The following is a 13,639-nucleotide window of genomic DNA, read 5'->3' as shown; positions in this document are numbered from 1 at the left end:
CCGCCGGGCTCGATGCCGCGCGGGTGCAGTGATGAGTGCTGGCGGGTTACTTCAAGGGCTCAAAGGTTACCACGATCCTGTCGGCTCTTGTCGTGATTTTCGACAACGTGTAGTCGGTGCCGCCGTAACGCAATTCCTCGGGGCGGAAGGTGTACAAGGGCGCGTCCTGCAGCACCTGTTCGGTCAGCAGGATGCCGATCTTCGTGATGACATTTCCGTAACGCGGATCGAGGCCGTCGAGGTTGAATTTTTCCATGCGCGGTTCACCCAGCACGATGGCATTGCGCGCGGGGTCGAATCGCAGCTTGCCGGACACGGTGAAGCTGCCGTTCCACGACTTGTTCAGGAAAGGCGGCGCAATCATGGCATCCATGCTGGAGACAAGGCGATCGGTGTCCGGCTGCAGGGAAAGGCGCGGATTGCTGACGGTGACGTCCAGTAGGTCGAGGTAGCGGTTGTTGAAAGGGAACTTGTCCGCCATCGCCCGCTGCAATGTGGCCAGCGGAACCTCGACTTCGCGCGCCCCCATCAGGGTCGCGCACGAGGTTAGCAGCAAGGTGGAAAGCAGCAACAGCAGTGCGGCGAATTTCGTTTTCATTTGTTCAAGGATGCTCAATGCGGCAAAGTGGAAGTCAGTTCGTCCAGTCGCAGCAGATAATGCAATGCATGCTCCCTGCTGTCGCCGCACATTTCCTGCGACGGCTGCAGGCTGCCGCACACCGCAGGCCTTTCCGGCTTGCCGAAAATCCGGCAGCGGTTGGTCTCGTCCAGCTGGACGCAGCGCACGCCCGCCGGTTTCCCTGACGGCATGCCGGGAATCGGTGACGAGATCGACGGCGCGATGCAACACGCGCCGCATCCTGCACGGCACGAAAGCTCACTCATACCGCAGCGCCTGGATCGGCAGCAACTTCGATGCCTTGCGCGCCGGATAGTAGCCGAAGAAGATGCCGATCGCGGCCGCGAAGCCGACCGCCAGCACGATGGATTGCGGCGACAGCCGGGTCGCCCAGCCGGCGAAATGGCCTACCAGATACGAGCCGGCCACGCCGAGAATGATGCCGATCAGGCCGCCGATCATCGACAGGGTGACCGCCTCGACCAGGAACTGCCGCAGGATGTCCGAGCCGCGCGCGCCGACTGCCATGCGCAGCCCGATTTCACGCGTGCGTTCGGTGACCGATACCAGCATGATGTTCATGATGCCGATCCCGCCGACCAGCAGCGACACCGAGGCGACCGCCGCCAGCAGCAGCGTCATCACGCGCGAGGAGGCTTCCTGCGCCTGCAGGATCTCGGTGAGGTTGCGAATGGTGAAGGCGTCGTCCTGCCCCTGCTGGGTGCGCTGGCGCTGGCGCATCAGCTCGCGGATCTTGTCTTCCGCATCCTTCATGCTCGCGCCTTCGGAGACCTTGACCTGGATGGTGCCGACGCGGCGCAGCTTGCCCTGCGTGTTGCCGAACAGGCGGTTGCGCGCGGTCGAGAGCGGCACCATGATCACGTCGTCCTGATCCTGTCCCATCATGCTCTGCCCCTTGCGGTCCAGCACGCCGACGATGGTGACCGGCACATTGCGGATGCGGATGCTCTGGTCGAGCGGGTCCATGTCGCCGAACAATTGCGTCGCCACGGTCTGGCCGATCACGGCAACCTTCGCGGAGCCGGACATCTCGGCCTGCTCGAACATGCGGCCGGATGCCAGCGGCCACTCGCGCGCCTCGAAGTAATCCGGTGTGACGCCGTGGATCTGCGTGGCCCAGTTGGCATTGGCGGCGACCACCTGGCCGGTGTTGCGCGTGGAGGGCGCGGCGACCTGCACTTCGGGAACTTCGCGCGCGATGGCGATCGCGTCATCCTCGGTCAGATTCTGATTCGCACCCGAACCGAGCCGCACGCCGGAGGCGGTGGTGGAACCGGGAATGATGATCATCAGGTTGGAGCCGAGGCTCTTGATCTGCTCTTCCACCCTCGCCTGCGCGCCGTGGCCGACGGCGATCATGGTGATCACCGCGCCGACGCCGATGATGATGCCGAGCATGGTCAGCATCGAGCGCAATTTGTTGACGTGCAGCGCATTGAGGGCAACGCGCAGTGTGGCAAGCAGATTCATTTCGCCACCTCCGTGCTGTCGTGGCGCACAAGCTCGGCCTGCGCATCGAGCGGCGCATTCGGCTCATCGCGCACGACCATGCCGTCGCGGAAGGCAATGATGCGCGATGCGAAGGCCGCCACGTCGGGTTCATGCGTGACAATCACGATGGTCATGCCTTGCCGGTTCAGTTTCTGCATCAGCGCCATGATCTCGATGCTGGTGCGCGAGTCCAGCGCGCCGGTCGGTTCGTCGGCGAGGATCAACGACGGATTGTTGACGAGCGCGCGCGCAATGGCGACACGCTGCTGCTGACCGCCCGACAGCTGCGCGGGGTGATGGTCCATGCGTTCGCCGAGGCCCACTTCCGTCAGTCTTTGCTGCGCGCGCGCCTTGCGCTCGGGCGCCGCAACGCCGGAATACAGCAGCGGCAGTTCGACATTGTCCATCGCGGTGGTGCGCGGCAGCAGGTTGAACTGCTGGAACACGAAGCCGATGCGCTTGTTGCGGATCGCCGCCAGCGCGTCGCTCGATAGTGCGGAAACCTTGTCGCCGGCCAGCAGGTATTCGCCGGAGGTCGGCGAATCGAGGCAACCGAGCAGGTTCATGAAGGTGGACTTGCCGGAACCGGATGCGCCCATGATCGCCACGAACTCGCCCTCGCCGATCGAGATCGACACGCCGCGCAAGGCATGCACGAGGGTGGTGCCCATCACGTATTCCTTGGCGAGATTGGTGGTTTTGATCAGGGACATGGGCTTCAATCTGTTGCTGGTGAATCGGTCATTCATGCCAATGCCGAATTGGCATCCGGCATGGCGCGGGTGCGAACGACAGCGCCATCGTTCAGTTTCATTCCGGGCACTGTCGCTCGCCGCGCTGTCATTTCAACGGCTGTCATTCCCGGTAAAACGAGGAATCTCGCCTCGCCACAACACAAGCGCATGCAATCGGGACTGCTCGCTGCACTCGGAATGACAGGCGGGCGGTCAGCCGCTTGCCGTTCCATGTCGAAGTGCTCATGCCATTCCGCGCCAGGCCGCACCGGCGCCAGGACTAGAACATCCGCGGCCCCGCCTGCGGGCGTGACGCGGCCTTCTGTTGCAACGCCGACGTGATGATCTCCGTGCCTTCCTTCAGATCGGCCGAGAACACTTCCGTCATCGCGCCGTCGGTCAGGCCGAAACGCACGTCGACGGCCTTCGGCTTGCGGCTCTCGTCGAGCACGTAGAGCTTGCCGCGCGTGGCGCCGCCGCGGCGCTCGCTGCTTTCGGCGAGGATGACTTCGTACTGTTTCTTCTGCTCCGGAGTCAGCATGTCCGTGATCTGCGCGCGCATCTCGCTGCGATTGCGCTCGGCCAGTTTCTGACGCTCGCCTTCGGGCGCTTCGCGCGCCGCCATCGATTTTTCGCGCAGGCTGGAGAAGATCGAATCAAGCTTTGCCTTCTGCTGCTCGTTCAGCTTCAGCTCGTTGTCGAGTCGTTCGCGCATGGCGCGCATCTGCCGACCCGAGCCGCCCGCGCCGGCCGGTACGCCATCGTGCGGGCCGGAGGAAGCTGCCGGCGCAGCGGACGACTTGTCGTTCTGCGCACTGGCCGGACGAAAACGCAGCGCGGCGTTGGCGACCTTCAGCGCATCGTTGCGGCTGTCGGTCACGACGCGCACATTCGCGGTCATGCCGGGCAACAATTCGCGATTGGCATTGGCAGCGCTGATGACGACGGTGTAGGTCACGACGTTCGACACGTTCTGGGCCGCCTTGCGAATCTGCTTCACTTCGCCTTCGAAGCTGCGTCCCGGAAATGCATCGACCGTGAAGCTCGCCTTCTGGCCGATGCGCACGCGGCCGATTTCGGATTCGTCGATGGCGGTATCGACCTGCATGTCGGTCAGGTTTTCCGCGATGACGAACAACTCCGGCGCCTGCAGGCTGGCGGCGACGGTCTGGCCCTTCTCGACGCTGCGCTTGATCACGATGCCGTTGACCGGCGCCTTGATGGCGGTACGCTCCAGATCGACCCTGGATTGCGCGAGCACGGCTTCGCGCTGCTTGACGACGGATTCGGCGTTGCGCGCGTTGGCGGCGGCGACCGCAAGCTGCGCCTTGGCGGTGTTGATTTCCTGGGCCAGTGCGTTGTAGGTCGCTTGCGCCTTGTCGCGGTCCGCGCCGGAGATGAATCCCTTCTGCACCAGCTGCTGCTTGAGGTCAAGGTCGCGCCTGGCGTCAGCCGCGTTGACTTCGGCTTTCGTGACGTTGGCCTGCTGCGCGGCGATGTTGGCCTGCTGCGTCAGGACCAGTGACCGCGCCGCGTCGACATCGGCCTGCGCCTGCCGCACCTTGTATTCGAATGTCTCGGGATCGATGCGCGCGATCAGCTGCCCTTGCTTCACTTCGCTATTGAAGTCGACCAGGATTTCCTTCAACTGGCCCGACACCTGCGAGCCGACCTGCACCGACACCACCGGACTCAAGGTGCCGGAGGCGGACACGCTGGCCGTGATCGTGCCTTTTTCGATCTTGACCGTTTTGTATTGCGGTTCGCCGTTCTTCTTGTACCAGGACTGGAACGCGAAGATGCCGCCCGCCGCGAGCAGGGCGACGATCAGCCACACCCACCATTTTCTTAACCAAATCATATGCGTCTGTCGAGAGGAATGAACGCCCCGATTCTACTGTGATTCCCCCACCCTCGATTTGTCGCTTTGTATCGGCATATGTCAGTCGGAATCATTGCTGTGCCGCTTTGTCAGCAATCTTGACGGCGGGGGTTTTGCTGCCTATATTACTGACTCGTAAGTAAGTTATTTGGATGTCAATGATGCCTCCCGTATCCAAACCGCGTTGGGAACGACGCAAAGATGCGCGCCCCCAGGAATTGCTGGCGGCGGCGCTCGACCTGTTCGTGGAGCGCGGTTTCGCAGCGACCCGGCTGGATGACGTGGCTGCGCGGGCCGGTGTGTCGAAGGGCACGCTCTATCTGTACTTCACCAACAAGGAAGAGCTGTTCAAGGCTGTCATTCGTGACAATGTGATTCCCATCCTCGGTGAAGCCGAAGAGATTATCGATGCATATGAAGGCTCGAGCGCGGAATTGTTCCGCGAAATCATGCTGGGCTGGTGGGAACGCATCGGCAATACGCCTTTGTCCGGCATTACCAAACTGATCATGGCCGAAGCCGGCAACTTTCCGGAAGTCACCCAGTTCTATCACGATGAAGTCATCTTGCGCGGCAATGCAATGATTGTGCGCATGCTGGAACGGGGCATTCAGCGCGGCGAATTCCGTCAGATCGACGTGAGCGAGGCAATGAACGTGGTGGTCGCCCCCATCCTGATGCTGATGGCATGGAAACATTCCTTCAGCCAATGCTGCGTCAAACCGATCTCGCCGCAAAAGTATCTCGATACTTTTATTGATCTGTTCCTCAATGGATTGCTGACGGATAATTCGGCACATTCAAAATAAACAACAACCGGATATGACAATGATGCTGAAACGCCGCACCTTGTGGACCATTCTTGCTGTTTCCCTGCTGGCGGCCGGCGTTGGCGCAACCGTACTGAAAAAGGGCAAGCAACAGGCGGCCGCTGCCGCCCAATCCACCGCACCGGCAGCACCCATCCTCGAATTTCTCGCCACCGATGTGACACTGGTGCAGGCAGGCGAGCTGCGGCAATTGCTGCCCCTGTCGGGCTCCCTGCGCGCGGTCAATCAGGCATCAGTCAAGGCGCGTGTCTCCGGCGAAGTGCGCGAGGTGCTGGTGCGCGAAGGCGAAGCGGTGAAGGCCGGCCAGGTGTTGATCCGGATGGACACCAACGAGTACCAGGCGCGCGTCGATCAGGCGAAGGGCTCGTTGTCGGCCGCGCGCGGCCAGCTCGAGATCGCAACCAATGCCCGCGACAACAACAAGGCGCTGCTCGCCAAGGGGTTCATTTCGAAGAATGCCTTTGACAATGCGGCAAGCCAGTTCGACATCGCGCGCGCGAATGTCGACTCCGCACGGGGCGCGCTCGACGTCGCGCAAAAGGCGCTGGCCGACACCGTGATCCGCGCGCCGATTACCGGCCTGGTCAGCAGCCGCACCGTGCAGCCGGGCGAGAAGGTCTCCGCCGACAATCGCCTGCTCGACGTGGTGGACCTGAGCCAGATGGAAATGGAAGCGTCGGTGCCGACCTCCGACATCATGCATGTCGCGCTCGGCCAGGAAGTGCAGGTCAGAGTCGAAGGATTGCCCGCGCCGCTGACCGGCAAGGTCGCGCGCATCAATCCCTCGACCCAGACCGGCTCGCGCTCGATCATGGTGTACGTGCAGGTCGGGAACCCGCAAGGCTTGCTGCGCGTCGGCATGTTCGGCGAGGCGCAACTGACGCTGGCGAAGAAATCCGGCGTGCTGACCGTGCCGCAAGCGGCAATCCGGGGCGACGCGGCCGGCACGTTCGTGTACGTCATCGAAGACGGCAAGATCGCGCAGAAAACCGTCACGCTCGGGCTCAAGGGCGATAACGGTGCAGGCAGCGCGGTCGAAGTGATCGGAGGCCTTGAGGGCGGCGCGCGAATCGTGAAGACCAATCTCGGCACGCTGCGCAGCGGCACGCTGGTCAGGTTTGCCCAGACCGCAAATACGACGGAAGCCGCTGCCGCGGCGAAATGATCCGCTTCGACAACACCACCTCGCACCGCCTCGATCAACTCCAATCCGCAAGCCCGCGCCGAATTCCTGAAAACGAAAGATAAAAGCCATGTGGTTCACGCGCATCAGTATCGGCAATCCCGTTCTGGCCACCATGATGATGGCGGCCTTCGTCGTGCTGGGCCTGTTTTCCTATCAGCGCCTGCCGGTCGATCAATTCCCGGACGTCACGTTTCCCGTTGTCGTGGTGCAGACCGACTATCCCGGCGCATCGCCGGAGACGGTCGAATCCGACGTCACGCGCAAGGTCGAGGAAGTCGTCAACACGATCAGCGGCATCAACAGCCTGACGTCGCGCTCCTATGAAGGCTCGTCGGTCGTCATCATCGAATTCGTGCTGACCGTCGATCCGGCGCAGGCGGCGCAGGACGTGCGTGAAAAGGTGGCGCTGGTGAAAGCGGCCTTCCGCAAGGAGGTGGAGGAGCCGCGCGTGATGCGCTACGACCCGGCCGACCAGCCGATCTACGCGATCTCCGTCAGCAATGACGACAAAGCGGACGCCAACGCCAAGCAGCGCAGCATGCGCGACCTGACCACCATCGCCGATCAGGTGGTGAAGAAGCGGCTGGAGAACGTGCGCGGCGTCGGCTCCGTTACCCTGGTCGGCGGCGTCAAGCGCGAAATCAACATCTACGTGAAGCCGACCGAGATGGAAGCGCTCGGCATCGGCGTCGATCAGGTCATCAACGCCGTGCGCAACGAGAACCTGGAGCTGCCGACCGGCGCGATCCGTTCTTCCGCCAACGAACAGGTGGTGCAGATCCAGGGGCGCGTCAAGAATCCGGACGAGTTCGGCCGCATCGTCGTCGCGCGGCGCGGCGGCCAGCCGGTCACGCTGACGCAGATCGCGACCGTGGTCGATGGCCAGCAGGAGCAGGAAAGCCTGGCGATGTTCAACGGCCGCCGCACCCTCGCGCTCAACATCCTGAAGGCACAGGGACAGAACACGATCGAGGTCACGACCGGCCTGGACGCGGCATTGAAGGAGCTGACGCCGACGCTGAATTCGCTCTATCCCGGCGTCAAGGTCGAGGTGATCAAGGACAGCTCGCGCCAGATCCGCGTCGGCGTCGAGAACGTGCGCCGCACGCTGATCGAGGGCGCGGTGCTGACGGTGCTGATCGTCTTCCTGTTCCTCAATTCCTGGCGCTCGACCGTGATCACCGGCCTGACGCTGCCGGTGGCGCTGATCGGCACCTTCCTCTTCATGTACATGTTCGGCTTCACGATCAACATGATCACGCTGATGGCGCTGTCGCTGTGCGTGGGCCTCCTGATCGACGACGCGATCGTGGTGCGCGAGAACATCGTGCGCCACGCCGGCATGAAGGTGAACGGCCGCTTCAAGGACCACAAGACGGCCGCGCTGGAAGGCACGGCCGAAATCGGCCTCGCGGTGCTGGCGACCACCTTCTCGATCGTCGCGGTGTTCCTGCCGGTGGGCTTCATGGGCGGCATCATCGGCCGCTTCTTCCACCAGTTCGGCATCACCGTCACCGCCGCCGTGCTGATCTCGATGTTCGTCTCGTTCACGCTCGACCCGATGCTGTCGGCGATCTGGCCCGACCCTGCGGTGCACGGAGCGAGCGGCCAGCGCAAGGGCCTCTACGCGAAAACGATTGGCCGCGTGCTGGAACAGTTCGAACGCATGGTGCAATGGCTATCGGACACCTACCAGGTCCTGCTGAAGTGGTCGCTGCGCCATCGCAAGACCACCATCGCGGTCGCGCTTGCCACCTTCTTCGGCGGCTTCGCGCTGCCGATGTCGGGCCTGATCGGCAGCGAATTCGTGCCGCAGGCGGACTATTCGGAAACCGGCGTGGTGTACTACACGCCGGTCGGCTCCTCGCTCGAATTCACCGAGTCCAAGGCGCGCCAGGTCGAAGCGGTATTGCGCGAATTCCCGGAGGTGCGCGACCTGTACACGTCGATCAACACCGGCACGTCGCAGGGCAAGAATTACGCGACGACTTTCGTGCGCCTGGTGCCGCGCAGCGAACGCCAGCGCAGCACGTACCAGTTGAGCGTGCCGCTGCGCGAGCGCCTGTCGCAGGTGGCGGGCATCACCGTCACGCATATCGGTTCGCTGGATGGCGTCGGCGGCGACAACAAGCAGATCCGCCTGAGCCTCCTGGGCCCCGATCTCGACCAGCTGGCGAAGCTGTCGGCGGAAGCGCAGGCAAGGATGCGCGCGATCCCCGGCGTCACCGATCTCGACTCCAGCCTGAAGCCGAACAAGCCGACGATCGCCATCGAACCGCGGCGCGACATCGGGGCCGACCTCGGCGTCGGCGTGGCGCAGATCGGCGGCGCGCTGCGTCCCCTGCTGGCGGGCGAAGCGGCCAGCACCTGGCGCGCGCCGGACGACGAGAACTATGACGTCAACGTGCGCCTGTCGCCGAGCGACCGCAACAACATGGACGACCTGTCGCGCCTCATGCTGACCAGCGCGCAAACCAATGCCGACGGCTCGCCGCGCATGGTGGCGCTGCGCCAGGTGGCCGACATCAAGCCGGCCACCGGCGCCAATCAGATCAACCGCCGCGACCTCAACCGAGAAGTCGAGCTGTCGGCCAACGTTGTCGGCCGTTCCGCCGGACAGGCCAACGCCGAAATCAAGGCCGCGCTGGACGGCATGAACTGGCAACCCGGATACCGCTACCAGATCGGCGGCTCGGCCAAGAACATGCAGGAATCCTTCGGCTATGCGCTGGCGGCGCTGCTGCTTGCCATTGTGTTCATCTACATGATCCTCGCTTCGCAGTTCGCGAGCTTCATGCAGCCGCTGGCGATCATGTCCTCGCTGCCGCTGACGCTGATCGGCGTGTTCCTTGCCTTGATGTTCTTCCGCTCGACGCTGAACATGTTCTCCATCATCGGCTTCATCATGCTGATGGGATTGGTTACAAAAAATGCAATTTTGCTGGTCGATTTCGCCAACCAGATGCGCAAGGCCGGCATGGAGCGTTCCGCCGCGCTGCTGGAAGCGGCCCACGTGCGACTGCGGCCGATCCTGATGACGACGCTGGCGATGGTGTTCGGCATGGTGCCGCTGGCGTTCGGCATGTCGGAAGGCTCCGAGCAGCGTGCGCCGATGGGCCAGGCGGTCATCGGCGGCATCATCACCTCCTCGCTGCTGACGCTGGTGGTGGTGCCGGTGGTGTACACCTATCTGGACGACCTGGCGGCATGGGCGCGGCGCAAATGGGGGCACGCCCAGCCCGAAACACCGCACGGCGGCGCGGCAAAAACAGTGCCGCAGAGCAAAAATGAAGACGCCGTTTGATAAAATGTCCGCTTTCCCTCTTTACCCTTGAGTCTTTGAAATGAATATCGAAAAAGCCCGTTTCAACATGGTCGAGCAGCAAATCCGCCCCTGGGATGTCCTGGATCTGGACGTGCTCGAACTGCTGTTCGTGGTGAAGCGCGAGGCGTTCGTGCCGGCGGAGTACCAGAGCCTGGCTTTTGCCGATACCGAGATTCCCCTGCCCGGCGACGAGCACATGCTCTCGCCGAAGATGGAAGCACGCATCCTGCAGGAAGTCGCCGTCAAGAAGCACGAAAATGTGCTCGAAATCGGCGCGGGCAGCGGCTACATGGCCGCGCTGCTGGCGTACAAGGCGCGGCACGTGACCACGGTCGAGATCGACCCGGCGCTGAAGGAGATGGCGGCCCGGAATCTGGCCGCCTTCGGTGTTGCGAACGTGGACGTGGAACTGGGCAACGGCGCGCAAGGCTGGCCCGGTGCCGCCGGCAACGCGCAGTACGACGTGATCGTGATGTCCGGTTCGCTGCCGGTGCTGCCCGACAGCGTCCTGCAACAGCTCAAGGTGGGCGGACGCCTCTTCGCGATCGTCGGCGAAGCGCCGGTGATGAGCGCGCAGATCATCACGCGCGTGTCCGACACGGCGTATTCCAGTGCAAAGATTTTCGAAACCAGCGTCAAGGCCTTGCGCGGGGCGCTGACGCCTTCCCAATTCAAGTTTTAAGGATTCATCATGCAAACCGTGACTGCGCCGGAACTGGCCGTGTGGCTGGCCGATGCATCGCGCCCGAAGCCGATGCTGCTCGACGTGCGCGAACCCTGGGAATTCCAGACCTGCCACATCGCCGGCTCGACCCCGATTCCGATGAATGCGATTCCGGCGCGCCTGACCGAACTGGACGAGGATACGCCGATCGTCTGCATCTGCCACCACGGCGCACGCAGCATGTCGGTCGCCGCCTTCCTCGAGCGCAACGGCTTCACGCAAGTCACCAACCTGACCGGCGGCGTGCATGCGTGGGCGCAGCAGGTGGACGGCACGATGCCGACGTACTAGTGTCCTGAGTTAGAAATTCGCCACATAAAAGATGACGAGAATCGCACCGATACCGCGTCAAAAATGCTCGCAAGGCCTCGGCCTTGCTGCGCTTTTTTCCTTGTCTCGTCGCGATTTCATCACTTTTATTCGCAACGAATTTTCAACTCAGGACACCAGGGGCTGCTGCCAGAATCCGTTGCCGCGGTCTGACAACGGCCCCTACAAAAGCGTACAAAATCATGATTGCCATCCCGTCGCCAGCCGGAATACAGTGTCGTGCGACGAGATGCCCAGACGCTGTCCGGACGGATCCCGGTTGGCGTCGGGACGGCGGTAGAACAAGGCTGTAGGGTGCGCCCGGCGTACCAGTGCATCACCAAACGTTTGACGCGCAGGGCGCACCCTGCACCGATCGGCAAACCGAACCGATCCAATACCGAAAAATTGATGTCCCGAGGGAGAATGTAATGCGCAAGTCCACAATCGCGACGCTGACAGCCGGCGCCTTTCTGTCCATGAATGCGTACGCGATCAATCTGGTTCAGGTGTATCAGGAAGCGCTCGCCAACGACGCGCCATATGCGAGCTCGCGCGCGACGCTGACCGCCGGACAGGAAAAGAGCGTGCAGGGCCGGGCCGGGCTGCTGCCGACTGTGGGATTGACTGCCAATGCTACCCGAACCAATCTACCGGTAGATTTCCTCCCTGACCGAAACTCTCGTGGCTATACGCTTTCACTGTCGCAGCCATTATTCAACATAGGCAATTGGGAAAACTACCAAAAAGGCAACCTCTCGGCCGCCTTTAGCGAAGCACAATTCGCGCAGGCACAGCAGGACTTGATCGTGCGCGTCGCGCAAGCCTACTTCGACGTGCTGACCGCGCAGGATACGCTGGCATCGGTGCAGGCGCAGAAGGTCGCGATTACCGAGCAGCTGGCAGCCGCCAAGCGCAACTTCGAGGTCGGCACCACCACCATCACCGACTCGCAGGAAGCGCAGGCGCGCTACGACCTCACGTTAGCGCAGGAATTCGCTGCGCAAAGCGACCTGGAAATCCGGCGCAACGCGCTGCAGCAGATCATCGGCAAGCCAGCGGGAGAACTGGCGTCCTTGCGGCCTGGTATGAAGATCAATTCACCGGAACCGGCACAGATTGAGAAATGGGTAGATAGCGCCGAACAACAAAATTACAGTGTTTTGCAACAGCAATTGGCTTTGGAAAGCGCCAAGCACGACATAAAGCTTAATCGCGCTGGCCATTATCCAACCGTGACTTTGGTAGCTTCACGCAATTACGACTCCGATCGGAACGTCTCGATCGGTTCAGGCGGCTCAGTATCTGTACCGAATACCAACTCAATTGGCGTGCAAGTCGCCGTTCCCATTTTTTCGGGTTTTACCGTCACTAGCAAGGTACGCGAATCAATCGCACTGGAAGACAAGGCGCGCTCCGATCTCGAGAACGTGCGACGCACCGCCGCTCAAGGCGCGCGCCAGGCATTCCTCGGCGTCAACTCCGGGCTCGCGCAGGTCCGCGCGCTGGAGGCCGCCGAAGTGTCGAGCCAGTCGGCGCTCGACTCCAACCGCCTCGGCTATCAGGTCGGCGTGCGCATCAACATCGACGTGCTGAACGCGCAGCAGCAGCTGTACACGACCCGCCAGAACCTGGCGAAGGCACGCTACGACACCATCATGAACGGCCTGAAGCTGAAATCGGCTGCAGGCACGCTGAAGGAAGAGGATCTGGCACAGGTGAATGCGCTGTTGCAGCACTGACGCAAGGCTTGCAACCGGGCCAAACAAAAAGGCATGTCTCCAGACCGGCGACATGCCTTTTTTCATGATCGCGCGAAATCCGCATTCCGCTAACGCTGCCGGCCCCTCCCCTTGCGCAGCGAGGTGGCATGGCGCAAGGTATCGATGCAGGCGTCGATGGTCGGCGCGGCAATGGCGTCCAGATCGAACGACTCTGGCGCGAACAGCCAGTTGTTCAACAACCCGGTGACAATGGCCTGGATGGAAATGCCCGCCAGATCTACATCCAGATCCTCCGGCAACTGCCCCTTGGCGACCGCATCGCGCAAGGTTTGCACGGTGATCGCCATGAATTCCCGGGTGATTTCCCTGTGCCGCACGAAGAAGGGATCGGATTCATCGACGAACTCGCATTTGTGCAGCAGGATGTCGAACACCTTGCGCGAATGCGGATTGTTGACCGTTTCCTTCAGCACGAAGACGAATCTGCTGCGCAGACGGGCCAGCGGGTCGGCGTCGCGTTCTTCCGCGTCCGCCTCGATCATGGACTCCATCGGCAGCCGAACCCGCTCGAACATCGCATTGAGGAGGTCGCTCTTGTTCCTGAAATGCCAGTAGATCGCGCCGCGTGTCACATGCGCGGCGTTGGCCACATCGGCAAGCGAGGTGCGCGCGACGCCCTGCGCATGAAAAATATTCTCGGCGGCGTCGAGGATGCGGTTGCGCGTTTCAATCGCCTCCTCTTTCGTGTTTCTTGCCATATATCAGATCCTGTTGCTTGCCAAAAATAGTCACCG

The 13,639-nt window shown here is 62.3% G+C and carries 12 protein-coding genes; 6 read left to right on the top strand and 6 right to left on the bottom strand.

Annotation, left to right across the window (positions count from 1 at the left end):
* Window positions 1-46: 46 nt before the first annotated feature.
* The 5 genes from D3870_RS03110 to D3870_RS03090 all read right to left on the bottom strand — a co-directional run bounded on the left by D3870_RS03110 (window position 47) and on the right by D3870_RS03090 (window position 4,726).
* Window positions 47-598 carry a DUF1439 domain-containing protein gene (locus tag D3870_RS03110; RefSeq protein WP_119736587.1) on the bottom strand — a complete coding sequence of 184 codons (552 nt, stop codon included), beginning with the start codon at window positions 596-598 and terminating at the stop codon, window positions 47-49.
* A gap of 14 nt (window positions 599-612) precedes the next feature.
* Entirely contained in the window at window positions 613-885 is a 273-nt protein-coding gene (locus D3870_RS03105; protein WP_119736585.1) for a YkgJ family cysteine cluster protein, read from the bottom strand.
* Window positions 878-2,110, bottom strand: coding sequence for an ABC transporter permease (locus D3870_RS03100; RefSeq protein WP_119736583.1), 1,233 nt, complete (start codon window positions 2,108-2,110; stop codon window positions 878-880). The genes D3870_RS03105 and D3870_RS03100 overlap by 8 nt, the downstream gene beginning before the upstream one ends.
* Window positions 2,107-2,844, bottom strand: coding sequence for an ABC transporter ATP-binding protein (locus tag D3870_RS03095; protein WP_119741593.1), 738 nt, complete (start codon window positions 2,842-2,844; stop codon window positions 2,107-2,109). Before D3870_RS03095 ends, D3870_RS03100 begins: the two co-directional genes overlap by 4 nt.
* A 301-nt stretch (window positions 2,845-3,145) precedes the next feature.
* Complete coding sequence (locus D3870_RS03090) at window positions 3,146-4,726, bottom strand: efflux RND transporter periplasmic adaptor subunit (protein ID WP_119736581.1); 1,581 nt, start codon at window positions 4,724-4,726, stop codon at window positions 3,146-3,148.
* A 179-nt stretch (window positions 4,727-4,905) separates the two neighbouring features.
* Here D3870_RS03090 and D3870_RS03085 point away from each other — a divergent pair, with 179 nt between their 5' ends.
* The 6 genes from D3870_RS03085 to D3870_RS03060 all read left to right on the top strand — a co-directional run bounded on the left by D3870_RS03085 (window position 4,906) and on the right by D3870_RS03060 (window position 12,863).
* Window positions 4,906-5,556 carry a TetR/AcrR family transcriptional regulator gene (locus D3870_RS03085; protein WP_119736579.1) on the top strand — a complete coding sequence of 217 codons (651 nt, stop codon included), beginning with the start codon at window positions 4,906-4,908 and terminating at the stop codon, window positions 5,554-5,556.
* A gap of 19 nt (window positions 5,557-5,575) precedes the next feature.
* The gene (locus tag D3870_RS03080) at window positions 5,576-6,742 is read left to right on the top strand and encodes an efflux RND transporter periplasmic adaptor subunit (protein WP_340638430.1); all 1,167 of its coding nucleotides are present in this window, start codon (window positions 5,576-5,578) and stop codon (window positions 6,740-6,742) included.
* A gap of 88 nt (window positions 6,743-6,830) precedes the next feature.
* Complete coding sequence (locus D3870_RS03075; protein WP_119736575.1) at window positions 6,831-10,067, top strand: efflux RND transporter permease subunit; 3,237 nt, start codon at window positions 6,831-6,833, stop codon at window positions 10,065-10,067.
* A gap of 40 nt (window positions 10,068-10,107) precedes the next feature.
* Window positions 10,108-10,770 carry a protein-L-isoaspartate O-methyltransferase family protein gene (locus D3870_RS03070; RefSeq protein ID WP_119736573.1) on the top strand — a complete coding sequence of 221 codons (663 nt, stop codon included), beginning with the start codon at window positions 10,108-10,110 and terminating at the stop codon, window positions 10,768-10,770.
* A gap of 9 nt (window positions 10,771-10,779) precedes the next feature.
* On the top strand, window positions 10,780-11,103 hold the full coding sequence (locus D3870_RS03065; RefSeq protein WP_119736572.1) for a rhodanese-like domain-containing protein: 324 nt from the start codon (window positions 10,780-10,782) through the stop codon (window positions 11,101-11,103).
* 449 nt (window positions 11,104-11,552) lie between these two features.
* Window positions 11,553-12,863 carry a TolC family outer membrane protein gene (locus D3870_RS03060; protein ID WP_119736570.1) on the top strand — a complete coding sequence of 437 codons (1,311 nt, stop codon included), beginning with the start codon at window positions 11,553-11,555 and terminating at the stop codon, window positions 12,861-12,863.
* A gap of 89 nt (window positions 12,864-12,952) precedes the next feature.
* On the opposite strand, the gene D3870_RS03055 is transcribed toward D3870_RS03060, so the two are convergent.
* Window positions 12,953-13,603 (bottom strand): TetR family transcriptional regulator, encoded by a 651-nt coding sequence (locus D3870_RS03055; RefSeq protein ID WP_119736568.1) that lies wholly within the window; start codon window positions 13,601-13,603, stop codon window positions 12,953-12,955.
* Window positions 13,604-13,639 lie beyond the last annotated feature (36 nt).

This window comes from Noviherbaspirillum cavernae (genome assembly GCF_003590875.1).
GTDB classification, from domain to species: domain Bacteria; phylum Pseudomonadota; class Gammaproteobacteria; order Burkholderiales; family Burkholderiaceae_D; genus Noviherbaspirillum; species Noviherbaspirillum cavernae.
Note: the sequence above shows the minus strand (reverse complement) of the source record. Positions and strands in the feature narration are given on the sequence as shown.

What these genes read in the sequence shown, in the direction of transcription:
- D3870_RS03110 (WP_119736587.1), bottom strand. Translation starts at nt 598, where the DNA reads ATGAAAACGAAATTCGCCGCACTGCTGTTGCTGCTTTCCACCTTGCTG.
- D3870_RS03105 (WP_119736585.1), bottom strand. Translation starts at nt 885, where the DNA reads ATGAGTGAGCTTTCGTGCCGTGCAGGATGCGGCGCGTGTTGCATCGCG.
- D3870_RS03100 (WP_119736583.1), bottom strand. Translation starts at nt 2,110, where the DNA reads ATGAATCTGCTTGCCACACTGCGCGTTGCCCTCAATGCGCTGCACGTC.
- D3870_RS03095 (WP_119741593.1), bottom strand. Translation starts at nt 2,844, where the DNA reads ATGTCCCTGATCAAAACCACCAATCTCGCCAAGGAATACGTGATGGGC.
- D3870_RS03090 (WP_119736581.1), bottom strand. Translation starts at nt 4,726, where the DNA reads ATGATTTGGTTAAGAAAATGGTGGGTGTGGCTGATCGTCGCCCTGCTC.
- D3870_RS03085 (WP_119736579.1), top strand. Translation starts at nt 4,906, where the DNA reads ATGATGCCTCCCGTATCCAAACCGCGTTGGGAACGACGCAAAGATGCG.
- D3870_RS03080 (WP_340638430.1), top strand. Translation starts at nt 5,576, where the DNA reads ATGATGCTGAAACGCCGCACCTTGTGGACCATTCTTGCTGTTTCCCTG.
- D3870_RS03075 (WP_119736575.1), top strand. Translation starts at nt 6,831, where the DNA reads ATGTGGTTCACGCGCATCAGTATCGGCAATCCCGTTCTGGCCACCATG.
- D3870_RS03070 (WP_119736573.1), top strand. Translation starts at nt 10,108, where the DNA reads ATGAATATCGAAAAAGCCCGTTTCAACATGGTCGAGCAGCAAATCCGC.
- D3870_RS03065 (WP_119736572.1), top strand. Translation starts at nt 10,780, where the DNA reads ATGCAAACCGTGACTGCGCCGGAACTGGCCGTGTGGCTGGCCGATGCA.
- D3870_RS03060 (WP_119736570.1), top strand. Translation starts at nt 11,553, where the DNA reads ATGCGCAAGTCCACAATCGCGACGCTGACAGCCGGCGCCTTTCTGTCC.
- D3870_RS03055 (WP_119736568.1), bottom strand. Translation starts at nt 13,603, where the DNA reads ATGGCAAGAAACACGAAAGAGGAGGCGATTGAAACGCGCAACCGCATC.